This window comes from Pseudomonas sp. W17, assembly GCF_040268305.1.
Lineage (GTDB): Bacteria > Pseudomonadota > Gammaproteobacteria > Pseudomonadales > Pseudomonadaceae > Aquipseudomonas > Aquipseudomonas protegens.
Genome location: NZ_CP158490.1, coordinates 5,711,532 through 5,733,972, shown reverse-complemented (window position 1 = coordinate 5,733,972; position 22,441 = coordinate 5,711,532). Strand labels below are relative to the sequence as shown.

At 63.2% G+C, this 22,441-nt stretch carries 21 protein-coding genes; 3 read left to right on the top strand and 18 right to left on the bottom strand.

Annotated features, from left to right (window positions below; genetic code table 11):
- Positions 1 to 22: 22 nt before the first annotated feature.
- Positions 23 to 940 (bottom strand): transcriptional regulator MetR, encoded by a 918-nt coding sequence (gene metR, locus ABCR88_RS26235; RefSeq protein ID WP_011063144.1) that lies wholly within the window; start codon positions 938 to 940, stop codon positions 23 to 25.
- A gap of 289 nt (positions 941 to 1,229) precedes the next feature.
- On the opposite strand from metR, the gene ABCR88_RS26230 reads away from it, so the two are divergent.
- The gene (locus ABCR88_RS26230) at positions 1,230 to 2,264 is read left to right on the top strand and encodes an alpha/beta hydrolase (RefSeq protein ID WP_350023164.1); all 1,035 of its coding nucleotides are present in this window, start codon (positions 1,230 to 1,232) and stop codon (positions 2,262 to 2,264) included.
- Between the two features lie 71 nt (positions 2,265 to 2,335).
- On the opposite strand, the gene ABCR88_RS26225 is transcribed toward ABCR88_RS26230, so the two are convergent.
- The 6 genes from ABCR88_RS26225 to ABCR88_RS26200 are packed head-to-tail and all read right to left on the bottom strand — an operon-like array spanning position 2,336 to position 9,579.
- The gene (locus ABCR88_RS26225; RefSeq protein ID WP_015636832.1) at positions 2,336 to 3,733 is read right to left on the bottom strand and encodes a sigma-54 dependent transcriptional regulator; all 1,398 of its coding nucleotides are present in this window, start codon (positions 3,731 to 3,733) and stop codon (positions 2,336 to 2,338) included.
- On the bottom strand, positions 3,723 to 5,495 hold the full coding sequence (locus ABCR88_RS26220) for a HAMP domain-containing sensor histidine kinase (protein ID WP_011063141.1): 1,773 nt from the start codon (positions 5,493 to 5,495) through the stop codon (positions 3,723 to 3,725). The genes ABCR88_RS26225 and ABCR88_RS26220 overlap by 11 nt, the downstream gene beginning before the upstream one ends.
- Positions 5,492 to 6,619, bottom strand: a complete 1,128-nt coding sequence (locus ABCR88_RS26215) for a GNAT family N-acetyltransferase (RefSeq protein ID WP_015636831.1) — start codon at positions 6,617 to 6,619, stop codon at positions 5,492 to 5,494. The genes ABCR88_RS26220 and ABCR88_RS26215 overlap by 4 nt, the downstream gene beginning before the upstream one ends.
- Positions 6,620 to 6,633: 14 nt before the next feature.
- Positions 6,634 to 7,500 (bottom strand): alpha/beta fold hydrolase, encoded by an 867-nt coding sequence (locus tag ABCR88_RS26210; RefSeq protein WP_011063139.1) that lies wholly within the window; start codon positions 7,498 to 7,500, stop codon positions 6,634 to 6,636.
- Positions 7,497 to 8,891 carry an aminotransferase class III-fold pyridoxal phosphate-dependent enzyme gene (locus ABCR88_RS26205; protein WP_011063138.1) on the bottom strand — a complete coding sequence of 465 codons (1,395 nt, stop codon included), beginning with the start codon at positions 8,889 to 8,891 and terminating at the stop codon, positions 7,497 to 7,499. Before ABCR88_RS26205 ends, ABCR88_RS26210 begins: the two co-directional genes overlap by 4 nt.
- Positions 8,884 to 9,579, bottom strand: coding sequence for an HAD-IB family phosphatase (locus tag ABCR88_RS26200; protein ID WP_011063137.1), 696 nt, complete (start codon positions 9,577 to 9,579; stop codon positions 8,884 to 8,886). The genes ABCR88_RS26205 and ABCR88_RS26200 overlap by 8 nt, the downstream gene beginning before the upstream one ends.
- Positions 9,580 to 9,769: 190 nt before the next feature.
- On the opposite strand from ABCR88_RS26200, the gene ABCR88_RS26195 reads away from it, so the two are divergent.
- Together ABCR88_RS26195 and ABCR88_RS26190 are read left to right on the top strand one after the other, a co-directional pair.
- Positions 9,770 to 10,579, top strand: coding sequence for a MipA/OmpV family protein (locus ABCR88_RS26195; protein WP_081305227.1), 810 nt, complete (start codon positions 9,770 to 9,772; stop codon positions 10,577 to 10,579).
- A 102-nt stretch (positions 10,580 to 10,681) separates the two neighbouring features.
- Positions 10,682 to 11,548 carry a fatty acid desaturase gene (locus ABCR88_RS26190; protein ID WP_093408393.1) on the top strand — a complete coding sequence of 289 codons (867 nt, stop codon included), beginning with the start codon at positions 10,682 to 10,684 and terminating at the stop codon, positions 11,546 to 11,548.
- Positions 11,549 to 11,654: 106 nt separating this feature from the next.
- Here the strand turns inward: ABCR88_RS26190 and ABCR88_RS26185 are convergent, their stop codons facing one another.
- From ABCR88_RS26185 to glpD, 11 genes are all read right to left on the bottom strand, one after another.
- Complete coding sequence (locus ABCR88_RS26185; RefSeq protein WP_011063134.1) at positions 11,655 to 12,056, bottom strand: EamA family transporter; 402 nt, start codon at positions 12,054 to 12,056, stop codon at positions 11,655 to 11,657.
- A 31-nt stretch (positions 12,057 to 12,087) separates the two neighbouring features.
- On the bottom strand, positions 12,088 to 12,462 hold the full coding sequence (locus tag ABCR88_RS26180) for a transporter (RefSeq protein WP_011063133.1): 375 nt from the start codon (positions 12,460 to 12,462) through the stop codon (positions 12,088 to 12,090).
- On the bottom strand, positions 12,459 to 13,379 hold the full coding sequence (locus ABCR88_RS26175; protein WP_125062127.1) for an arginase: 921 nt from the start codon (positions 13,377 to 13,379) through the stop codon (positions 12,459 to 12,461). Before ABCR88_RS26175 ends, ABCR88_RS26180 begins: the two co-directional genes overlap by 4 nt.
- A 167-nt stretch (positions 13,380 to 13,546) precedes the next feature.
- Positions 13,547 to 13,876 carry a GlpM family protein gene (locus tag ABCR88_RS26170; protein ID WP_169892259.1) on the bottom strand — a complete coding sequence of 110 codons (330 nt, stop codon included), beginning with the start codon at positions 13,874 to 13,876 and terminating at the stop codon, positions 13,547 to 13,549.
- Between the two features lie 27 nt (positions 13,877 to 13,903).
- Positions 13,904 to 15,229 (bottom strand): sigma-54 dependent transcriptional regulator, encoded by a 1,326-nt coding sequence (locus ABCR88_RS26165; protein WP_276575236.1) that lies wholly within the window; start codon positions 15,227 to 15,229, stop codon positions 13,904 to 13,906.
- On the bottom strand, positions 15,226 to 17,127 hold the full coding sequence (locus ABCR88_RS26160; RefSeq protein WP_325985176.1) for a sensor histidine kinase: 1,902 nt from the start codon (positions 17,125 to 17,127) through the stop codon (positions 15,226 to 15,228). Before ABCR88_RS26160 ends, ABCR88_RS26165 begins: the two co-directional genes overlap by 4 nt.
- A 133-nt stretch (positions 17,128 to 17,260) precedes the next feature.
- Positions 17,261 to 17,995 carry an amino acid ABC transporter ATP-binding protein gene (locus tag ABCR88_RS26155; RefSeq protein WP_011063128.1) on the bottom strand — a complete coding sequence of 245 codons (735 nt, stop codon included), beginning with the start codon at positions 17,993 to 17,995 and terminating at the stop codon, positions 17,261 to 17,263.
- On the bottom strand, positions 17,992 to 18,663 hold the full coding sequence (locus ABCR88_RS26150) for an ABC transporter permease subunit (RefSeq protein ID WP_011063127.1): 672 nt from the start codon (positions 18,661 to 18,663) through the stop codon (positions 17,992 to 17,994). Before ABCR88_RS26150 ends, ABCR88_RS26155 begins: the two co-directional genes overlap by 4 nt.
- Positions 18,663 to 19,409 (bottom strand): amino acid ABC transporter permease, encoded by a 747-nt coding sequence (locus tag ABCR88_RS26145; RefSeq protein WP_011063126.1) that lies wholly within the window; start codon positions 19,407 to 19,409, stop codon positions 18,663 to 18,665. Before ABCR88_RS26145 ends, ABCR88_RS26150 begins: the two co-directional genes overlap by 1 nt.
- 191 nt (positions 19,410 to 19,600) lie before the next feature.
- The gene (locus ABCR88_RS26140) at positions 19,601 to 20,515 is read right to left on the bottom strand and encodes a glutamate/aspartate ABC transporter substrate-binding protein (RefSeq protein WP_011063125.1); all 915 of its coding nucleotides are present in this window, start codon (positions 20,513 to 20,515) and stop codon (positions 19,601 to 19,603) included.
- A 364-nt stretch (positions 20,516 to 20,879) separates the two neighbouring features.
- On the bottom strand, positions 20,880 to 22,418 hold the full coding sequence (glpD, locus tag ABCR88_RS26135; RefSeq protein WP_015636824.1) for a glycerol-3-phosphate dehydrogenase: 1,539 nt from the start codon (positions 22,416 to 22,418) through the stop codon (positions 20,880 to 20,882).
- Positions 22,419 to 22,441 lie beyond the last annotated feature (23 nt).

Sequence of the window (22,441 nt, the reverse complement as noted above, 5' to 3'; positions counted from 1 at the left end):
TCCTGGGCAAGCCTGCTAGGGGTCAGCGTACGGCGCTGACGCCGTCCAGGGTTGAGAACGAGGTGTCCTTGGCCGTGAGCAAAAAGTCGCGCATGTAGGGCGCATCCAGCATGTCGGCGCGAATCGCCGCGTACAGGGTGGCGAACAGGCCCTTTTCCCCGAGCCGCTTGGCCTTCACATAACCCCGTGAGCTGTACTCGTGCAGGGCCCAGTGGGGCATCCCGCACACGCCCCGGCCGCTGGCCACCAGTTGCATCATCATCACCGTCAGTTCCGAAGTCCGTACCTGGGCCGGTTCGATGTCCGCCGGTTCCAGGAAGCGGGTGAAGATGTCCAGGCGGTCGCGTTCTACCGGGTAGGTGATCAGGGTTTCGCTCAGCAGGTCTTCCGGGACTACGTATGGCTTGCTTGCCAGCGGGTGCTGGTTGGCGACCGCGAGCATGGCTTCGTAGGTGAACAGCGGCACGTAGGTGATACCCGCCAGCTCCAGGGGGTCGGAGGTCACCACCAGGTCCAGGTCGCCCCGGGCCAGGGCCGGCAACGGAGCGAACGAGAAGCCGGAGGCCAGGTCCAGCTCCACTTCCGGCCAGGCGTCGCGGAACTGATCGATGGTCGGCATCAGCCACTGGAAGCAGCTGTGGCATTCGATGGCCATGTGCAGGCGCCCGGCAGTGCCGCCGGCCAGTCGCGAAATGTCGCGTTCGGCGCCGCGCAGCAGGGGCAGGGTCGCATCCGCCAGTTGCAGCAGGCGCAGGCCGGCGCTGGTGAAACGCACCGGCTTGGTCTTGCGCACGAACAGCGGCATGCCCAGGCGCTCTTCCAGCTCCTTGAACTGATGGGACAAGGCGGACTGGGTCAGGTGCAGGCGTTCAGCGGCTTCCACCAGGCTGTCGGCTTCGCGCAAGGCGTGCAGGGTCTTCAGGTGACGGATTTCGAGCACCAGGATCTCCATGAGTGAATTTTGTGGTTAAAGCGAAAAGGTTGAGTTTGTCTCATGTTGACGGGCCTGTCGACCATCCCGCGTTCATCGATTCGCGGGCATCTTTGCCGATACGGGCGACAGCGCCTGTGTGTTGTGCACCGGGTGCCGGGGGCAAGCGCCGACCCTTGCCGCGGAAAAAGTACCGCTGGGGCAATCTTCATCAAATTGTCACGCAACTGTGGCAGCGCGAATCATCCAGGTTCATCAGACTCGCGCTCCACTGGGGTTCTGCGTTTCGGTGTTTTTCATGCGGGTACGATTTCTTTCGACTGTTCTACTCTTGGCCGGGCTGCTGCTCGGCCCGCTGTGTTTTGCGGCCGCGCGCTGCGATGTCAATGTCCCGACCCAACGGGTCGACCTGCCGCAGGTGAGCCTGGCCTACCAGAGTATTGGGCGCACCTCCGACCCGGCGTTGCTGCTGGTCATGGGCCTGGGCGGGCAACTGATCCACTGGCCGGATGAGGTGGTGGTGGCCCTGTGTCAGCAAGGGTTTCGGGTGATCCGCTACGACAATCGCGATGTCGGCCTGTCCACCTGGCGCCAGGCCCCGGCCAGCGCCAACCTGACCTTCGAAGTGCTGCGCTACAAGCTGGGCCTGCCGGTGGCGGCGCCCTACACCCTGACCGACATGGCCGATGACGCCCTGGGCCTGATGGACGCCCTGCATATCGAGCAATTCCACGTGCTCGGGGCGAGCATGGGCGGGATGATCGCCCAGCACCTGGCAGCCATGGAACCGCGGCGGGTCGAGAGCCTGACGCTGATCATGACCAGTTCCGGGGCCGAAGGTTTGCCGGCGCCGAACGCGGCGCTGGTGCAACTGCTCTCGCGGCGCAACGCACCGAGCCGGGAAGCGGCGCTGGAGCAGCAGGCCGACCTGCTGGCGGCCCTGGGCAGCCCGAAGGTCAGCGATGACCGCCAGGTGCTGTTGCAACAGGCGGCGGTGGCCTATGACCGGGCGTTCAACCCGGAAGGGGTCAAACGCCAGATCATGGCGATTCTTGCCGAGCCGAGCCGGGTGGCATTGCTCAAGCAACTGCGGGTGCCGACCCTGGTGGTGCATGGCACCGCCGACCCGTTATTGCCGGTGATGCACGGCGTGCACCTGGCGGCGCAGATCCAGGGCAGCCAGTTGAAGTTGATTCCGGGGTTGGCCCACCGGTTCCAGGAAGCCTTCAAGGCGCCGCTGCTGGCGGCGGTGCTGCCGTACCTGCAAACCCACCGGGAAGACACTTCCCACTGGGCGCAGATCGAGCCGCTCGATAGCAACAACATCCTCTAGGGCAGCGCGGCAAGCCGGCTCTTGCGGTTGAGTGCAGGAGCCGGCTTGCCGGCGAATCAAACGCCGCGGTTTCAGCGAACGATCTTGTCCACCTGGATGCCGAGTTTCTTCAGCCGGTACCAGAAGCTGCGCTCGGAAATGCCGATCAACTGCGCCGCTGCCGCCTGGACACCGTTGCTCTGCTGCAGGGCGGCGAGAATGTAGGCTTTTTCCACTTCCGCCAGGGCTGCTTCCAGGTCACTGGGCACTTGCGGGCCGACACTGATGGCTGCGCTGCTCTCTGTGCCCTGCGCCTGGGGGCCGAACAGATACCCCGGCAGGTCCTTTTCTTCGATGACCTGGCCGCTGGCGACGATGGTGGCCCGCTCCACGCAGTTCTGCAGTTCGCGGATATTCCCCGGCCAGGCGTAGCTGGCCATGGCCTGCAGGGCTTCGGGGCTGAAGCCGCTGATGCGCTTGCCGGCGGTGGCACCCAGGCTGTGGGCAAAGTGCCGGGCCAGCAGGGCGATGTCCTCGACCCGTTCGCGCAGTGCCGGCAAGGGGATCGGGAATACATTCAGGCGGTAGTACAGGTCTTCGCGAAATTCCTTGTTGGCCACCGCTTCCAGCAGGTTCTTGTTGGTGGCGGCGATCACCCGCACATCCACCTTGCGCTCCCGCGGATCGCCCACCGGCTCGATCACCCGCTCCTGCAGGGCACGCAGGATCTTGGCCTGCAGGGCCAGGGGCATGTCGCCGACTTCGTCGAGGAACAGGGTGCCCTTGTCGGCTTGCTGGAAACGTCCGACCCGGTCCGCCACGGCGCCAGTGAAGGCGCCCTTGCGGTGGCCGAACATCTCGCTTTCCAGCAGGCCCTCGGGAATGGCCGCGCAATTGACCGCGACAAAGGGCTTGTCGGCCCGGTTGCCGTGCTTGTGGATGGCCCGGGCGACCATTTCCTTGCCGGTGCCGCTTTCCCCGGTCAGGAGGATGGTGGCGTTGCTTTCGCGCACCGAATCCACGGCTTGCAGCACCCGACGGAAGGCCGGGCTGTCGCCCACCAGGCTGTCGATCTGCTGATGCTCTGCGAGCTCGGCGCGCATGCGCTGGTTGTCTTTGAGGATGTCGCGAAACTGCAGGGCCTTGCTGACGGTGATGTCCAGTTCGTCGATGTCGAAGGGTTTGGCGATGTAGTCGTAGGCGCCGTTGCGCATGGACTGCACGGCATTCTTCACCGTGCTGTAGGCGGTCATCACGATCACCGGCAACTGCGGGTAGCGCTGCTTGATTTCCCCCAGCAACTGCGGCCCGTCCATGCCGGGCATGCGCCAGTCGCTGATCACCAGGTCGATGTCTTCCTGCTCCAGCACCTTGAGCGCGTGCAGGCCGTTGCCTGCGGTGAATACCTGGATGCCGTTCTGGCTCAGGGCCGAGGACAGCAGGTCGCAGAGTTTCGGCTCGTCATCGACCACCAGCAGGTTATGCGTCATCACTGTCCTCGTCGTCTTCTTCGCCGTTGGCCGGAATGTACAGGCTGAAGGTGGCGCCAGCATCTTTTTCGCTGGTGCACTCGATATGGCCGTCATGGCTTTCCATGATCGAGAAGACTTTAGCCAATCCCAGGCCGGTGCCCGAGGCCTTGGTGGTGACGAATGGGGTGAAGATGCGTTCCAGCATGTCCGGCTCGATGCCCTGGCCGGTGTCGCTGACGCTGATGATGGTTTCGTCGTCGCGCTGGGAAATGCCCAGGGTCAGGCGGCCGCCGTCGGGCATGGCGTCGATGGCGTTGAGAATCAGGTTGAGGCAGGCCTGCTTGAGTTGCCGGGCATCGGCGTGGAGGGTCGCGCCGGGAGCCTGGTCGTCGATCCGCGCGTCGATGTTGTGGGTGGCCAGTTCCGGGGTGCAGAAGCCCAGCAGTTCCTCCACCAGCGGGCGGGCCAGCTGGGTGGCGCGTATCGGCGCGCTGGGCTTGGCGAAATCGAGGAATTCGGTGATCAGGTCGTTGATCCGGCTGACCTCGCTGATCACGTATTCCAGGTGGCGCTTGTCGTTTTCCGGCAGGTTGGCCCGGCGGTGCAGCAACTGCGTGGCGGTCTTGATGATGCCCAGCGGGTTGCGGATCTCGTGGGCCAGGCCCATGGCCACTTCGCCCAGGGCATGCAGGCGGTCGCGGCGGCGCAACTGGGCTTCCAGATGCTGCAGTTCCCCCAGGCGCTCGGTCATGTGGTTGAAGGTGCTGCTCAGCTCCGCCAGTTCGTCGCCGCCGATCACCGGCACCCGTTGGCGGTAGTCGCCGGCGATCACCGCCTGCACGCCCTTGGACAGGCCCCGCAGCGGTCGGGTCAGGCGCTGGGAAACCAGCCAGCCGACGCACAGCGAGGCTGCCGAGCTGAGCAGGAAGATCAGGATGAACAGGTTGCTCTGGTTGACCAGGCCCACCAGGCTGCTATGGCGCAGCAGGCCGCTGAAGATCACCCCCACCAGGTCGCCGCTGTCGTTGAAGATCGGCCGGTACAGGCCGCTGTAGCGGCTGGTGAACTGCTCGGTGGGCTGGCGGGTGGCGCGCAGGATGTCTTCGATCTTGTGCGGCACCTGGGGCGGGTGGTCCTCGAAGCGCTGGGTGGCGAAGATTTCCGAGAAGTCATCGGCCTTGGCCAGGTACAGGCGCAGGTCCAGGGAATGCACGTCGGCCACGCTGGTGAGGAAGCTGGCGTCCAGGTAGGTGGCGATCAGCAACTGGTAGTCGACCCCGTCGAGCTGGGTCTGGAACGTCGAGACCACCGCCCCGGTGGCCACGCCGCCGACCTGGATGGTCTGCAGCACGGCATTGGAGGCGGTACTGATCTGCCCCACCACGTCATCGGCGGCAGTGGTGAACACCACCTTGTGATCGTTCTTGCGGATCAGCGCCACCACGTCGATGCCCATGGAATCGGCGATGTCGGCGGTGAGCTTGTCATGCTTGGCCGCATTACGGTCCGTTGGCGGGCGCGTATAGCGCAGGAACAGCTGGGCGATCCGCGCGTTGTCATGGAGGATTTCGGTGATCTCGTCCTCGACGATCTTGGTGGACTCCTGCAGCCAGATCCGCACGTTGCTGTCGAAGATTTCCGACAGGGTAGTGGCCGCCAGTTCCGCGGCGATCATGGTGGGAATCACACTGACCAGCCAGAACGCCAGCACCAGCTTGCGTTGCAGGCTCCAGCGGGAAATGGCGAAGGGGCGAGGAGGGCGACGATCTTTTCTGGTCATGTACTTTCGCTTATTGCAGCAGCCATGGCGGGGTCGGAGCGATCCGGGCGGACAAAGCGTTTTATCAGTTTGAGCAGGGCATTGAGCAAGGGATTGCGATGCCGGAAAAACAACATGTTACCGGTGAACTGGCAACCCAGGCGCAACTTGCTGGCATAACCGGCCTGGCCGCACTCGTACAGGGGAATGCGTTGCTGAATACAGTAGTCGACGTTGGCCAGCCAACTGCGGAAATACAGATTGTGCTCACGGGTGACACTGAGGTCGTGGGCAAAGAACTTGTCGATCAGCCGATGCTGGTCGATGAGCACCAGGTTGAAGGCCACCAGTTGCTCGTCGACCCAGTACAGGACACAGGCCGCGCGTTCCCCCAACTGCTCGAGGATGCCGGTGAAGTAGCCTGCCGGCAGGCGTTCGAACTGCAGGTCGCTACGATTCAGGGTGGCCTCGTAGAGGCGCATGATGTCCGGCAGCACGTCGTCGATCTGGCGTCGCCATTCTATGCGTGGCGCCGGTGTCCGGAGTTTGCGGCGCAGGTCCTTGCGGGTGGATTTGCCCAGGGTGCCCAGGTAGGCGTCGATCGAGGCAAAGGGCACCGGCAGCAGCGCCGTGGGCAGGCTCGGCATGGCTTGCAGGCCCGCGGCCAGGCAACTGGCAGCCCATTGCCGGTCGTTGCTTGGCGCATCCTTGACCGCCATCAGGCCGATGCCGAAGCTGTCGGCATCGCGTCGCGCCAGTTGCAGCAGCTGTTCCAGCAGCTCCTGGCGGCGTTGCGCAGGCACATGGCTGGCGGTGCCGGCATTGCACTGTTCGGCCACAGGCGAGCCTATGGCGTACAGGCGCAGCTCCAGGGCCCCGGGCCACTGGCGTGCCAGGCGTTCGGTGAAGCGCTTGGCCAGCCCGGAGACCGTGGTATCGAGCCGGTACTGGGTGGTGAAGGCCGGCGCCACTGCCACCAGGGTCGAACCCTCGTAGAGCGCCAGGTAGCGCCAGCGAAAATCGGCGATCGCGGCTTTTTCCACGGCCAGGTAATAGTCCCAATCCTCCAGGGCCCCTGGGAAGCAGTCATTCCAGGCGCTGCGATCGATGGCCTGGATGGTTGAAAAGGCTTGGGCGGTTATCACGTCTCTTCCTTAAGTCACGCCAGCTGTCGGTAGTCTTCACGCACCGCAGGTGCCACCACTCGCTGCTGGATGAAATCTGCGCTCAGTTCGATTACCCGCTGGTACTGCAGGTCCACGGTGATCATGTGATAGCAGTTGTCGAGGAGGATCTTGGTCACCGGGCCGCCGAGCTTGCGTTCCACGTAGTCGGCGTTCCAGGTACTGGTGATGTCGTCTTCGCTGGAGTGCAGCACCAGGGCCGGGGTCAGGATCGACGGCATGCGTTTCTTGACCACGGCGTTCATCCGGTGCAATTCGCGCACCGTCACGCCCTCCATGGTCAGGAGCCCGGCATTACTGCTTTCACCGGCTTTCATCTGCTTCTCGACGATGGCCCGCAGGCGTTCGTTCTTGATGCCATAGGGTGGCTTTTCCTCGAAGCGGCAGATGTGCACGCCAAAGGGGATCTTCATCAGCAACGGAGTGAGGAAGGCCAGCTTGTTGATGCTCCAGCCGTCGTACTTCAGGGTGGTGGAGTACATCAGCAGGCCGCTGATCCGTCCCGGATGCTCGGAGGCCAGGTACATGGACATCACCGCACCCATGGACAGGCCGCCGACGAACACCTGCTCGTGGCGCTGCTCTACATCGGCGAAGGTCTTGCGCACGCCCTCGTACCAGTCCTGCCAGCCGGTGGCCTGCAGGTCGCTGTTGTCCCCGCAGTGCCCGGGCAGGGTCGGTACGTACACCGTGCACGTACCGTCCTTGGCCAGGCCCTGGGCCACCCGACGGAGTTCCGTCGGGGTGCCGGTCAGGCCGTGGATCAACAAGACCCCGACCGGACCCGTGCCGAGAACGAAGCCGGCGCTGCCTTCGCCCAGATCGATCTCAGCCTTGCTCATCGCTTCATGGCCCGATCCAGCAGGCGATCCAGCAGTGCGATGCCCAGATCGATTTCCGCGTAGCTGATTTCCAGCGACGGGGCCAGGGTGATGACGTTCTTGTAGTAGCCGCCCACATCGAGGATCAGGCCCAGGCGCTGGCCGTTGATTTCGATGTCGCCCTTCATGCCTTCCTCGACCATGTAGTCCAGGGTCGCCTTGTCCGGGGTGAAGCCGTCGGTGGTGCAGATCTCGCAGCGCAGGGCCAGGCCCAGGCCGTCGACGTCGCCGATGATCGGGTAGCGCTTCTGCAGGTCCTGCAGGCCGGCCAGGAAGTACTTGCCCTTCTCCATGACCATCGCGCCGTAGTCGATCTCGCTGGTCATCTTGAACATTTCCAGGCCCACGGCGGTACCCAGCGGGTTGGAGGCGAAGGTGGAGTGGGTCGAACCTGGCGGGAACACGCCCGGGTTGATCAGCTCTTCACGGGCCCAGATGCCGCCCAGCGGGTTGAGGCCGTTGGTCAGCGCCTTGCCGAACACGATCACGTCCGGCTTGACGTCGAAGTGCTCGATCGACCACAGCTTGCCGGTGCGGTAGAAGCCCATCTGGATCTCGTCGACCACCATCAGGATGCCGTGCTGGTCGAGCACGTGCTTGAGCTCGCTGTAGAAGTTCATCGGCGGGATCACGTAGCCGCCGGTGCCCTGGATCGGCTCGACATAGAAGGCGGCATATTCGCTCTGGCCGACCTTCGGGTCCCAGACGCCGTTGTATTCGGTTTCGAACAGGCGGGCGAACTGCTGCACGCAGTGGCTGCCGTACTCTTCCTTGGTCATGCCTTTGGGGCCGCGGAAGTGGTACGGGAATGGAATGAACTGCGCACGTTCGCCGAAGTGGCCGTAGCGGCGGCGGTAGCGGTAGCTGGAGGTGATCGACGAAGCGCCCAGGGTACGGCCGTGGTAGCCGCCTTCGAAGGCGAACATCAGGCTCTTGCCGTTGGTGGCGTTACGCACCACTTTCAGTGAGTCCTCCACCGACTGCGAACCGCCGACGTTGAAGTGCACGCGGCCGTCGAGGCCGAACTTCTTCTTGGCGTCGACCGCGATCATTTCCGACAGCTCGATCTTGCCTTTGTGCAGGTATTGGCTGGCGATCTGCGGCAGGGTGTCGATCTGTTGCTTGAGGGCGTTGTTCAGGCGTGGGTTGGCGTAGCCGAAGTTCACCGCCGAGTACCACATCTGCAGGTCGAGGTAGGCCTGGTCGCTGGTGTCCCAGACGTAGGAGCCTTCGCAGCGGCTGAAGATGCGCGGTGGTTCGATGTAGTGAACGGTATCGCCGTAGGAGCAGTACTTGGCTTCTTTTTCCAGAAGGATCTGGTCTTCTGCGGTAGCGATGCGGATATCAGACATGGTGGAAGAGTTCCTGGGTTTCAAGAGAGAAATTGGTCGCGTTGGCGGCGTTGTTCGGCAGCTTGGCCAGCAGCGCTGGAAGTTCGGCGAAGGAGTCGAACCGCGCATGGGGAATCTTGTTGCGTTCGCAGTAGTCGGCCAGGCGATCCTTGGCGAACACGAAGTCGGCGGTGGAAGCCACGCACATGTCCGACTGGCCGTCGCCAATCACCAGCACGCGCTTGCCCCGCGGGGTGGATTTGCACTTGCAGTTGCCGGAAGCGGCGCGGCAGGCGTCGCTGGCGTAGGGGAAGTCGATGCGCCAGCTGTTGTGGTCGACCTGGCGCAGGCGGTTGGCGAGGATCGGCAGCAGGGTCACGTAGTTGCGTGCCAGGATGCGGGCGATGCCCTGCTCGATGCCGTCGCTGACCACTTCGATGGAAGCGCCCAGGCCGATCACGTGATCGACGAAGTCGGGGAAGTCGGGGTCGATTTCGACACTGTCGAAGTAGCCCAGCAGTTCGGCGGGCGAAGCCTTGACCAGGGCCAGTTGGCGGCTGAGGCATTCTCGGGAGCCGATGTGACCGTCCAGCCATTCCTGTTCTATGCCTTCCCAGCTGGGGTCGGCGAAGCGTTGGAGAACGTTATCGATCACGTCGGCGCGGGAGATGGTCCCGTCGAAGTCACATACGATATGCCAGTGCATCATCTGCTGTTACCTGTTGAATAAGAGCGCTCTTTGCGCTTGTGGCAGGGGTAGAGCAGGGACTGTGCCAAGTGGCCAAAACCCAGCGGGGCTGGGGCCGTGGCGAGGAAAGAGGGTGATTTGTAGAGTTCTGGCTACAATTTTTGTAGGTCCCTACAAAGAACATCAGTGCTTGCGCCCAAGGGCCGCTCTGATGATTGATGCGCGCATGTTCAGACAAGGAAACTCATTCATGCCCAGGCTTTCTTCCCCCGCCTTACTGGCCGGCCTGCTCTCCCTGACCCTCGCCAGTGGCGCCATGGCCGACTCCGGCATCACCGGTGAACTGGGCCTGGGCCTGGGCTATCAACCCCATGACCCCACAGGCAGCAGCTACGACACCGTGCCGCTGCCGTACATGGACCTGGATTGGGGAGATGTCAGCCTGAGCGGTGACGATGGCCTGACCTGGGATGCCTTCAAGAGCAATGGCTTGAGCATCGGCCCCTACATCAATTACCTGCAGGGGCGTAATTCCGACGGCGCGCTGCGCGGCCTGCGGGATGTTCGCGACATGGCCGATATCGGCGCCTTCATCGAGTACGCCCCCGAGGACTTCTGGCGGCTGTTCGCCGCCGTGGGCCAGGCGGTGGGCGGTGCCGGGGGCCAGGGCGGGGTGCTGGGCAAGGTTGGGGGTGAAATCGGCTACCCGCTGGGCCTGGGCATCATTGGCAGCAACAACCTGACCCTGCACTTCGCCGATGGCCGCCAGAGCCAGACCTTCTTCGGCGTCGACGCCAAGGAGTCCCTCGCTTCCGGCATTGGCCAGTACAACGCCAGCGGTGGCATGCAGAACTTCACCCTGAGCCAGAATTTCCACTTCCCCCTGGGGGACAACTGGGCGCTGGTGGCCAGTGCCAGTTGGACGCGCCTGGTCAATTCCGCCGCCGACAGCACCATCGTCCGCGACAAGGGCGAGGTCAACCAGGGGCAGGTGCAGACCGCCATCAGCTACAAGTTCTGAGGGACGCCGCCCAGGCCTGAGCACGGCCTGGGGCGGCTATAGCAAAAACTGGTCTGGCCTTTGCAATGGTCGCCATGAATTCAATTTCTCAGGAAGTTCTTCATGGCTCGACCTGCCTATCGTCTACTCGCCTATTCCCTCTGGGACCTGATCCCGATTGCCATGGCCCTGGCGCATTTCGCCTTTGTGCTGTGGTTGGTGCTGGATTTCCACGCCCTGTCCTGGTGGGTCATCCTGCCGGCGGCGCTGCTCTACGCGGTCAGCCTGTCGTGGAGCATCAACAGCATTTCCCATAACCAGATCCACAACGCCTATTTCACCCCCGGGTGGATGAACCGCGGCTTCGACCTGCTGCTGTCGGTGACCATAGGTTTTTCCCAGACCCTGTACCGCGACATCCACAACCGCCACCACCGGGGCAACTCCGACCTGCCGGACGCCAATGGCAAGACCGTCGACCCGCTCTCTATCTACCTGCATGGCAAGGATGGCCAGCCGGACAACCCCTGGGCCTACACCTTCCTGAGCTTTTTTCGCGACGACCCCAAGGAGATCTACCAGGAAATGCAGCGCAAGCGGCCTGATGATGCCCGTTGGGTAAAGGTGGAAATCGGCGTCACAGTGGCCTTCTACCTGGCTCTGGCGCTGTATGACTGGCACGCGGTGCTGGTGCTGCTGCCGTTCTGGTACCTGGGGCAGTCACTGTCGTCGCTCAATGGCTACTACGAGCATCTGGGGGGCAACCCGGACCTGCCGATCGCCTGGGGCGTGAGCTCCTACAGCCCGCTGTACAACCTGATCTGGATGAACAACGGCTACCACGCCGAGCATCACTACCGGCCGAAGATGCACTGGACCAAGGTCAAGGCTTTCCACCGCGAGATCCGCGAGCAGCAACGGGCTGCCGGGGTGAAAGTGATTCCGGTGTCCCACGGCCTGGGTTTCCTGGTGTCCCACCGCAAGGCCTAAACCCCGTGGCTGTAGGAGCTGGCTTGCCAGCGAAGGGGCCGGCAACATCGCCTTCGCCGGCAAGCCGGCTCCTACACAACATCCCTTCGCTGTAGCAAAGAGGCCCTCAGGCCTCTTCACCCTCCGCCAAGAGGGCAATCCCGCCGATGATCACAAAGACGCCGACCCAGTGCAGCAGGCTGATCTGCTCGCCCAGGCCCAGCCACGAGCCCAGCAGCACCACCACGAATACCAGGGAGCTCAAGGGGAAGGCCAGGGACAGGCTGCTGCGCCGCAGGATCAGCATCCACACGAAAAACGCGCCGATATAGCAGGCAATCGCCATCAGCACCCCGGGGTTGACCGCGACCGCCGCCAGCCACTGCAGGTTGAAATCCATCTGGCCCAGCTGGTCGCCGCCAACCTTGGTGGCGATCTGCCCGGCGCTTTCGAAACCGATCAGCAAGGCCCAGAGCACGATGGTGCCCAGGCGCTCGTGCAGCCAGCCGTGGGAGGTATTGGAACTCATCAAACGCTTCCTTCTATTCGTTGAACAAGGCTCAGGTACTGGCCACGCACACCAGCATCACCCCGGCGGTGATCACCAGGGTGCCGAGCCAGCGACGGCGGCTGACGGTCTCGCCCAGCACCACCTTGCCCGCCAGTACCACGCCGCAATAGGCCAGGGCCGCCGCGGGGAAAAGCAGGCTCAGGGGCGCCCGGGACAGGGCTTCGAGCCAGACGAAGAACTCGATGGCGTAGGCGCCGATGCCGCACCACAGCAAGGGCGCGTTGAACACCTGGCCCCAGAAAGCGTTCAGGCGAAAACCGCCTTCCAGCTCTGGTAGGCGGTCCAGGCCGAGCTTGAAACAGAGTTGGCCGACCACGTCCAGGACAATGGAAAAGGCCACCAGCAGAACAACGGTCAGGGTCACGGGAACAGCTCCTCGAACAGCGAGATCAGGGCTTCATTGGTCACTGAGTTGCGCAGCAGGTCGTCCTGGCTCCAGCGCTCGGCCGGAGGCTGGTCGGACTTGGCTTCCCAGCGTTTGAAGGCGTTGCTGAAGGCCGGCTGGGCGAACTCGCCGCAGACGTCGATGCCCAGGATCCGCTTGCGCGCGGCCAGGGTGCGCAGGGCCAGCAGCAGGTGGGTCAGGCGCATGCCGCCCTGGTCCCAGTTGGTGGCGGCGTCTTCGCTGGCCAGCACATCCTTGTCGATGGTGATCCAGATCGCCTCGGTGGGCAGGCTGTCGATCATCTGTTCGAGAAAGGCCTGCCAGTCCAGTTCCGCCAGGTTGCGCCAATGCAGGTGGTTTTCCTGCTGCTGGTGCCCGGCGCCGTCGCCGACCCGCCCCCAGACCTTGGACGGCGCGTGCTGCCAGGGGAACAGCTGCAGCTTGCCGTGCTTGAGGGCGGCGACATTGCCGCCGCGCAGTTGTGGGTTGTGCAGGTCTTCGCTGCAGGGGCCAAGGGTGACGATGCGCTGGATGTGCGGCAGTTTCAGCGCCCGGTTGACCCAGGAGCCGCAATGCCGGCGCGGAGCCAGGCGCACCCAGTCCGGGTGGTTGTCGAAGTGGATCAGGCTGACCGGCTCTTGCAGGTCGCCGAGAAAGGCCGGGGTCAGGTGGTGATAGTCACCGGAGCCGACAAAGAAGATTTCCGGCTGCGGGCCGCTGTGGCGGGGCCGCTGGCGCAGGCGTTCGGTGAAGTGACGGTAGGTACGCTCGGTGGACCACAGGCGCAGCTTGGGCCCCAGGTCCAGCAGGTCGAGACGCCGCGCCTGGCCGCTGTTCAGGCGTCGGATGATCGGCTCCTGGGCGGTCAGGCTGTGGTCGAGATCTAAGATATTCAAAGTGTTCTTTACCCATGGCAGCGCCCTCCAGAAAACTGCGTGATCAGGCTGAAACGCAGGCTGGGCGGGCTTTGCCGGGTAAATGCAAGGGTCGGGCCAGGGTGGCCGGCGACAGACCGCGGCGTCGGCTTCGCGAGCGAGCTCGCTCCTACAGGAAGGGCGGGAGCTCAGGCGTGCAGGCGCACCCAGACGCTGACCAGGATCGTCGCGGCGATCAGCCAGGCCACGGCGGCTACCGCCAGGGAAGCTTCCAGGCGCAGGCGATCGACCATCACATACAGGGTCGCCAGGTAGACGAAGTAGGGAATGATCGACCACATGCCGAACAGGATGGTGGTCTTCAGGTCATCGAGGGAGCGGCCCTTGCCGACGATGTAGTGGGCGATCAGCGCAAAGGTCGGGAACAGCGGCACCAGGCCGGCGATGTAGTAGTTCCGGGTCTTGGCCAGGGCCGCCAGAATCACCACCACCGCCGCGCCCAGGGCGGCCTTCAACAATAGATCCATGGTTACTCGCGCCTTGGGTTAGTGGCTCAGGCCGTACTTCTTGACCTTGTCGAACAGGGTGGTCTTGGCCATGCCCAGCTCCTGGCTGGCCTGGGTCAGGTTGCCGCCGCTGCGCTGCAAGGCATCGTTGAGCAGGTTGCGCTCGAAGGCTTCCACCGCCTCGGCAAAGCCCAGCCCCTGGGCGACACTGCTGCCGGGCTTCTTGAAGGCCGGCAGGCCGAGGGCAAAGCGTTCGGCGACGTTGCGCAACTCGCGCACGTTGCCCGGCCAGTCGTGGCTCATGAGGGTCGACAGGGTATGGTTGTCCAGCTCCGGCACCGCGCGGTCAAAGCGCAGGGACGACTGCTGCAGGAAATGCTCGAACAACTGCAGGATGTCTTCGCGGCGTTCGCGCAGGGGCGGCAGTTCCAGGGTCACCACGTTGAGGCGGTAGTACAGGTCGCTGCGAAACTCCTTGGCCCGGCTCATTTCGTCCAGGTCCGACTTGGTGGCGGCGATCACCCGGCAATCCACGGCCACGCTCTGGTTGGAACCGAGGCGCTCCAGGGTGCGTTCCTGCAACACGCGCAAGAGCTTGATCTGCAGGTTGATCGGCATGCTTTCCACTTCGTCGAGGAATAGCGTGCCCTGGTGGGCGTGCTCGATCTTGCCGATGCGCCGTTTTCCGGCGCCGGTGAAGGCGTTGGCCTCGTGGCCGAAGATCTCGCTTTCGAAGAGGTTCTCGGGCAGGCCGCCGCAGTTCAGGGCGACGAACTGCTGCTGGTGGCGCCGGCTGAAGTCATGCAGGCAACGGGCGACCAGTTCCTTGCCGGTGCCGGTCTCGCCTTCGATCAGCACGTTGGCCGAGGTATCGGCAACGTTGGCGATCAGCTCCCGCAGGTTCTGCATGGCCGGCGAGCGGCCGATGATTCGCCCTTCCAGGGAACTGCGTTCGGCCAGCTGGCGGCGCAGGGAGGTCACTTCCCGGGCCAGGCCCCGTTGCTCCAGGGCGCGGCGGGCCACATCCACCAGGCGCTCGGGGGAGAAGGGTTTTTCCATGAAGTCGTAGGCGCCTTTCTGCATGGCGCCCACGGCCATGGAAATATCGCCGTGGCCAGTGATCAGCACCACCGGCAGGCTGCGGTCCCGGGCCTTGAGGCGGTTCAGCAGTTCCAGGCCATCGATGCCCGGCAGGCGAATATCGCTGACCACGATGCCGGGAAAGTTTTCACCGACCTGGGCCAGGGCTTCTTCGGCGCTGCCCACACCGATGCAGGGAATGTCTTCCAGGGCCAGGGCCTGTTGGCAACCCAGCAGGACATGGGGGTCGTCTTCGACGATCAGCACGGTCAGCTCGTTGTTCATATCGGCTCGGCTTGAGTGGGGCTTGCCAGGGGCAAGCTGAGGACAAAGGCGGTGCCGCCGCTTGCCGGGTGTTCCACCCCCAGGCTGCCGCCGGTGGCGGCGGCGAGGCTGGCGGACAGGGTCAGGCCGAGGCCCAGGCCCTGCTCGCCGGGTTTGGTGGTGAAGAAGGGTTCGAACAGGTGCTTGCGCGCTTCGGCATCGATGCCGTGGCCGTTGTCGCGGACCCGTAGGCGGTACTTGCCGTCGCTGAACTCGCCCTCCAGCCACAATTGCGGCGCCGGTTGCGCCTGCATGGCGTCCAGGGCATTGCCGATCAGGTTGACCAGGATCTGCTCCAGGCGGGTCTGGTCGATCTGCAGGGTCTGCTCGGTGAAGTCGCGGTGCAGTTGCAGGGGCAGGGGTTCGAGGCGTGCATTGAGCACTTGCAGGGCTGCGTCAACGGCCTTGTCCAGGCTGGCCTGGCCCTGGTCGTCGCCACGGCGGGCGAAGGAGCGCAGGCTGGCGGTGATGCGGCCCATGCGGTCGATCAGTTCATTGATGGTCTTGAGGTTGGCGCTGGCGGTGTCCAGGGCGCCGCGTTCGAGGAAGCGCACGGTGTTGCCGGACAAGGTACGCAAGGCCGCCAGGGGCTGGTTCAGCTCGTGGGCGATGCTGGTGGACATCTGGCCGATGGCCGCCAGCTTGCCGGCCTGGACCAGTTCGTCCTGGGCCCGGCGCAGGGTTTCCTCGGCCTGGCGGCGTTCGCGGATCTGGCCCTTGAGCCGTTCGTTGCTGGCCCGCAGGTCGGCGGTGCGTTCGGTGATCCGCCGTTCCAGCTGGCTGTTGGCTTCCTGCAGGGCTTCACGGGCGGCCAGGCGAGTGGCGATGACCTTGCGCCGTTCGTTCCAGGCGATCAGCAGAAAGGCCACCAGGGCAAAGGCCACCGCCACCAGGATGCCCTGGTTGATGGCTTCGCGGCGCAGGTCCTGCAACGGGGTGAGCAGGGTGAAGTTCCAGGGGGTATCGCTCAGGGGCCGGGTCTGGGACAGGTAGCTGATGGCTTTCTCGTCGGACACCAGCTCGGTGTTGGCCGGAAAGGTCAGCTTTTCCACGCCTTCGGCCAGGCGTTCCCGGGCCAGGGGTTCCAGTTCGTTGAGGGGGAACCAGTAATATTGCAGGCTGCGGGCCAGGCGTTCCTTGGTGTCGTCGCTGAGCGGGCGGACCGACTTGAGGCGGCGCGCCGGGTCGCTGGACAAGATGATGATGCCGTTCTCGTCGCTGACGAAGGCTTCCAGGCGGGCCCGCTGCCAGCGTTCCTCCAGGGCCTCCAGGCGTACCTTGACCACCGCCACGCCGATGATCTTGCCTTGTTCTTCCAGGCCATGGGCCAGGTAGTAGCCAGGTTCGCCGTTGGTGCTGCCGATGCCGTAGAAGCGCCCGGGCTGGCCGCGCACGGCGTTCTGGTAGTAGGCCCGGAACGACAGGTCTTCGCCCAGGTAGCTGTCGACGTCACGCCAGTTGCTGGTGGCTACCACCCGGCCCGTGGTGTCCATGACATAGATGGCCCGGCTGCGGCTGCGGCGGTTCAGGCCTTCGAGGTATTGATTGACGGTTTGCCGGTGTTCCGGCGAAGGATCGCCCAGCAGCTGGGAAACACTGGATTCCAGTTCCAGCAGGCTCGGCAGATAGGTGTACTTGCTGATCTCACTTTCTACGGCGCGGGCATGCAGCTCCAGCTGGCGCTGGCCATTTTCGCCGAGGGTGCGGATGCCATTGTGCTCGCTGATCCAGAACCCGACGTAGCCCAGGCCGATCATCAGCAGGATGACCAGGGGCGGCAGGAACAGATGTCTGATCAGGCGGGGTTTCACGGCGAGTGATGGCGGCGCGGCGCGATAGAGAGTGGGGTCGCATTTCATCACAGATGCCTTGGGTCAACCACTGCGCAGTGTCTGTAGGAGCCGGCTTGCCGGCGACAAGGGCGGCACTGACGATAGGGGAGTCAGATACCGTCCCGTCGCAGGCAAGCCGGCGCCTACAGGAACGCGGGTTTTAGTGCTGCAGGATCTTCTCGAGGAAGTGCTGCGCACGTTCGGAGCGGGCGCTGATATCGCCGAAGAACTCTTCTTTCTGGCAGTCCTCGATGATCTGGCCCTTGTCCATGAAGATCACCCGGTTCGCCACTTTGCGGGCAAAGCCCATTTCGTGGGTCACGCACATCATGGTCATGCCTTCATGGGCCAGTTGCACCATGACGTCCAGCACTTCGTTGACCATTTCCGGGTCCAGGGCCGAGGTCGGTTCGTCGAACAGCATGACGATCGGGTCCATGGCCAGGGCGCGGGCGATGGCCACACGTTGTTGCTGACCACCGGAGAGTTGCCCCGGGTGCTTGTGGGCGTGGGCGGCGAGGCCGACGCGGTCCAGCAGTTGCAGGCCTTTCTTGGTGGCCTCTTCCTTGCTGCGGCCCAGCACCTTGATCTGCGCGATGGTCAGGTTCTCGGTGATGGTCAGGTGCGGGAACAGCTCGAAATGCTGGAACACCATGCCCACGCGGGAACGCAGTTTCGGCAGGTTGGTCTTGGGGTCGGCGATGGAAGTGCCGTCCACCACGATGTCGCCTTTCTGGAAGGGTTCCAGGGCGTTGACGCACTTGATCAGGGTCGACTTGCCGGAGCCGGACGGCCCGCAGACCACCACCACTTCACCTTTCTTGACCTCGGTGCTGCAATCGGTCAGCACCTGGAAGTCCCCATACCACTTGTTGATGTTCTTGATAGAGATCATACGGCGAACCTTTTTTGCAGACGCTTGACCAGCAGCGAGGCGGCAAAGCTGATTGTGAAATAGACCAGACCAGCGATGATCAGGAATTCATTGGAGCGGCCGATGATGTCGCCGCTGGACCGCGAGGCGTTGAGGAAATCCACCAGGCCCACGGTGTACACCAGGGAGGTGTCCTGGAACAGGATGATGCTCTGCTGCAGCAGCAGCGGGGTCATCTTGCGAAACGCCTGGGGCAGGATGATCAGGCGCATGGTCTGGCCATAGCTCATGCCCAGTGCCTGGGCGGCGCCCATCTGGCCCTTGGGGATCGACTGCACGCCGGCACGGACGATTTCGCAGAAGTACGCCGCTTCGAACATCATGAAGGCCACGATGCACGAGGTGAATGCGCCGATCGGGGTGTCTTCGCCGGTGATCCAGCGCAGCACGAAAGGCACCGCCAGGTAGAACCAGGTGATCACCAGCAGCAGCGGGATCGAGCGGAAGTAGTTGACGTAGGCGCCCGCCAGGTTCGACAGCAGCTTGTTGTGAGACAAGCGCATCAAGGCCAGCAAGGTGCCGAGGATGATCCCGCCGACCACACCCATGACCATCAGCTTGAGGGTCATCAGCATGCCGTTCCACAGGCCGGGAATGGCCGGGATGATGCCCGAGAAGTCGAATTCCATTATTTACCTCCCACGGAGATCAGGCCGGGGACCGAAACTTTCTTCTCCACCAGGCGCATCAGCAGCATCAGGCTCATGTTCAGGGTGAAGTAGATCAGGGTAGCCAGGGTGAAGGCTTCGAACAGGTTGGCCGAGAACTCGGCGGTCTGCTTGGTCTGGGCCAGCAATTCCATCAAGCCGATCAGCGACGCCACGGAGGAGTTCTTGAATACGTTGAGGAACTCCGAGGTGAGTGGCGGAATGATGATTCGGTAGGCCTGGGGCAGCAGCACGTTCCAGTAGATCTGCGGCAGCGAGAAGCCCATGGCGCGTGCGGCGGATTCCTGGCCGCGGGGCAGGGCCTGGATACCGGTACGTACCTGTTCGCAAACCCGTGCGGCGGTGAACAGGCCCAGGCACACGACAACGCTCAGGTAGGCCGAGGTGGTCGGGTTGAGGTCCTGCTTGTACCATTCCTGGAGGTTCTCCGGCAGCAGGTCCGGCACCAGGAAGTACCAGATGAACAGCTGCACCAGCAGCGGCACGTTGCGGAAGATCTCCACGTACACGGTGGCGATGCCCGACACCAGGCGGTTCGGCACGGTGCGCATGACGCCCAGGATCGAGCCCAGCAGCAGCGCGATGATCCAGGCCACCACGGCGATGGCGATGGTCCAGCCCAGGCCGGAGATGAACCAGTCGAGATAGGTCTCGCTGCCCACGCCGGTGGACTTGAAGAACACGCCCCAGTCCCAGTTGTAATTCATTAGGGTTACCCCTCAGATCGTTCGATGTACAAGCACCCGCCTGGGGACGTCCGTTCCCGCCTGATCATGACGATCAGGCACACACGATCGGCTCGACAACCACCGGTTCGAGTGTTTCCAAAAAATGCCAGCAGGTAGTGACAGACTCCTGAAAGGGCAGGGCCCCTTCAGGAGATAAGGTTAGTCAGGAATCAGGACTTTTTGTCGTCAGCCGCTTTGTCGGTCGGGTTGGCGATCAGGGCCTTGAGCTCGTCGCTCATCGGGAACATCAGGTTCAGGCCTTTTGGCGGGATCGGCGACTGGAACCACTTGTCGTAGATCTTGTTGATTTCGCCCGATTTGTAGGTGGCGACGATGGCGTCATCCACGGCTTTCTTGAACGGGGCATCGCCCTTGCGCACCATGCAGCCGTAGATTTCGTAGGACTGAGGGGTACCGGTCACGGCCCAGTCGGTCGGTTTCTTGGCCTTGGCCATTTCACCGGCCAGCAGCGCGTCGTCCATCATGAAGGCTACGGCGCGGCCCGATTCCAGCATCTGGAACGACTCACCGTGGTCCTTGGCGGAGATCACGTTCATGCCCATCTGCTTGTCGGCGTTCATGGCCTTGAGGATGCGCTCGGAAGTGGTACCGGCGGTGGTTACCACGTTCTTGCCTTTCAGGTCCGCGAAGTCCTTGTAGGAAGAGTCCTTCTTGGACAGCAGACGGGTGCCGATCTCGAAGATGCCAACGGAGAAGTCGACTTGTTGCTGACGCTCGACGTTGTTGGTGGTGGAGCCGCACTCGACGTCCACGGTGCCGTTCTGCACCAGCGGGATACGGGTCTGGGAGGTGACCAGGTTGTACTTGACCTTGAGGTCAGGCATGTCGAGGTCTTTCTTGATCGCTTCGACGATTTTCAGCTGGATGTCGTGGGAGTAACCCACTGGCACGCCGGAAGCGTCAGCGATGTAGGAAAACGGAATGGAAGCGTCGCGATGTCCGAGGGTGATGGTGCCGGACTCTTTGATTTTCTTCAGTGTGCCGGTGAGCTCGGCAGCGAAAACTGGAGTGCTAATCAGAGCGGCAGCGATAGCTGCGCCCAACAGATGGGGAACGATGCGCATCAATATTTCCTCGACATTTGTTTTTTTTATGAAGCCAGTTCGACGGCTCTTTTATACAGCGAATGCCTTGACGGCTCCTGTTGTGTTGGCACGACAGGCATTCGTCGCACAGTGTAGAGCATGAGTCGTGCCAGACCCATTGATCATCGTCAAACCCTTGATTTTCAAGCCTATAGAATATTTATGACTTGGGGATTTCAGCGGCTGTATCCGGTTATCCGAACCCTTGCGGCTTGGCCATTCGGAAAACCGAACGCGCCCCTGCCATTGTAGGAGCCGGCTTGCCGGCGAAACGTTCAATCCTGCGGGCCCACAAAAAAGCCCCTGGACCTTCCGGTGCAGGGGCTTTGCTTGCCTATGTGGCTCAGGCTGCCTTGATCTTGCCGCGATTGTGCTCGACTTTCTGCAGATAATCCTGCAGTTGCTGCTGCTGGGCCTCGGTGGTGAACAGCCCGAGCTTGCTCCGGCGCCAGAGAATGTCCTGGGCTTTCACTGCCCATTCCTCGCTGCACAGGTAATCCACTTCGCGGGTATAGAGGCCGCCGCCCAGGTGTTCGCCCAGGTCGCTGAGGCTGTGCACGCCTTCCAGCAGGCGCCAGGTACGGCTGCCGTAGCTGGTGGCCCAGCGCTGGGCGATCTGGCTGGGTACCCAGTCGAACTTCTTGCGGATGGCTTCTGCCAGTGCCTGTGGCGTGCTCATGTTCTCGCCACCGGGCAGGGTGGCCTGGGCTGTCCAGCTCGGCTTGGCTTGCTTGAAGTACGGCGCCAGCTGCGCCATCGCCGATTCCGCCAGTTTGCGGTAGGTGGTCAGCTTGCCGCCGAACACCGACAGCAGGGGGGCTTCCTCGCCATGGCCGGAAAGGGCCAGGGTGTAGTCGCGGGTCACGGCCGAAGGGTTGTCGGATTCGTCATTGCACAGCGGGCGAACGCCGGAATAGCTGTGCAGGATATCGCTGCGGCTCAGCTGTTTCTTGAAGTGCGCATTGACCACTTGCAGCAGGTAATCGGTTTCACCTTCAGTGATCGCTACCTTGGCCGGGTCACCAGTGTATTCGCGGTCGGTGGTACCGATCAGGGTGAACTGGTTGAGGTAGGGAATGGTGAAGACGATGCGCTGGTCCTCGTTCTGCAGGATGTGCGCGTGCTCGCCCTCGTACAGCTTGGGCACGATCAGGTGGCTGCCCTGGATCAGGCGGATACCGTATGGCGACTCCAGCTTGAGGTCGTCCTTGATGAACTTGGCGACCCAGGGGCCCGCGGCGTTCACCAGGGCCTTGGCGCTGATGGAGAACAGGCTGCCATCGGCGCGCTCCAGCTCCAGTTGCCACAGGCCCTTGCTGCGACGGGCGCTGATGCAGCGGGTCTGGGTATGAACGTGGGCGCCGTGTTCGCGGGCGGCCATGGCATTGAGCACCACCAGGCGCGCATCGTCGACCCAGCAATCGGAGTATTCGAAGCCCTTGGTGATTTCGGCTTTCAGGGCGCTGTCGGCACCGAACTTCAGGCTGCGTGAGCCGGCGAGTTTTTCCCGCTTGCCCAGGTGGTCATACAGGAACAGGCCGGCGCGGATCATCCAGGCCGGGCGCAGGTGCGGCCGGTGCGGCAGGACGAAACGCATGGGCTTGACGATATGCGGGGCCTTGGCCAGCAGCACTTCGCGTTCAGCCAGGGCTTCGCGCACCAGGCGGAACTCGTAATGTTCGAGGTAGCGCAGGCCGCCGTGGATCAGCTTGCTGCTGGCCGAGGAGGTATGGCTGGCCAGGTCGTCCTTTTCGCAAAGGAACACGGACAGGCCGCGACCTGCCGCATCGGCGGCAATTCCAACACCATTGATCCCACCGCCAATGACGGCGATATCGTAAACCTCGGAAAGAGGGCGCGCGGGCAAGGTAGAAGTGGGCATCGACAGGCCTCGTGTTACTTTGA

Coding starts and splice junctions, on each gene's coding strand:
- ABCR88_RS26230 (WP_350023164.1), top strand. CDS start 1,230: ATGCGGGTACGATTTCTTTCGACTGTTCTACTCTTGGCCGGGCTGCTG.
- ABCR88_RS26205 (WP_011063138.1), bottom strand. CDS start 8,891: ATGTCTGATATCCGCATCGCTACCGCAGAAGACCAGATCCTTCTGGAA.
- ABCR88_RS26190 (WP_093408393.1), top strand. CDS start 10,682: ATGGCTCGACCTGCCTATCGTCTACTCGCCTATTCCCTCTGGGACCTG.
- ABCR88_RS26200 (WP_011063137.1), bottom strand. CDS start 9,579: ATGATGCACTGGCATATCGTATGTGACTTCGACGGGACCATCTCCCGC.
- ABCR88_RS26210 (WP_011063139.1), bottom strand. CDS start 7,500: ATGAGCAAGGCTGAGATCGATCTGGGCGAAGGCAGCGCCGGCTTCGTT.
- glpD (WP_015636824.1), bottom strand. CDS start 22,418: ATGCCCACTTCTACCTTGCCCGCGCGCCCTCTTTCCGAGGTTTACGAT.
- ABCR88_RS26225 (WP_015636832.1), bottom strand. CDS start 3,733: ATGACGCATAACCTGCTGGTGGTCGATGACGAGCCGAAACTCTGCGAC.
- ABCR88_RS26160 (WP_325985176.1), bottom strand. CDS start 17,127: ATGAAATGCGACCCCACTCTCTATCGCGCCGCGCCGCCATCACTCGCC.
- ABCR88_RS26155 (WP_011063128.1), bottom strand. CDS start 17,995: ATGATCTCTATCAAGAACATCAACAAGTGGTATGGGGACTTCCAGGTG.
- ABCR88_RS26165 (WP_276575236.1), bottom strand. CDS start 15,229: ATGAACAACGAGCTGACCGTGCTGATCGTCGAAGACGACCCCCATGTC.
- ABCR88_RS26150 (WP_011063127.1), bottom strand. CDS start 18,663: ATGGAATTCGACTTCTCGGGCATCATCCCGGCCATTCCCGGCCTGTGG.
- ABCR88_RS26195 (WP_081305227.1), top strand. CDS start 9,770: ATGATTGATGCGCGCATGTTCAGACAAGGAAACTCATTCATGCCCAGG.
- ABCR88_RS26145 (WP_011063126.1), bottom strand. CDS start 19,409: ATGAATTACAACTGGGACTGGGGCGTGTTCTTCAAGTCCACCGGCGTG.
- ABCR88_RS26185 (WP_011063134.1), bottom strand. CDS start 12,056: ATGAGTTCCAATACCTCCCACGGCTGGCTGCACGAGCGCCTGGGCACC.
- ABCR88_RS26220 (WP_011063141.1), bottom strand. CDS start 5,495: ATGACCAGAAAAGATCGTCGCCCTCCTCGCCCCTTCGCCATTTCCCGC.
- ABCR88_RS26140 (WP_011063125.1), bottom strand. CDS start 20,515: ATGCGCATCGTTCCCCATCTGTTGGGCGCAGCTATCGCTGCCGCTCTG.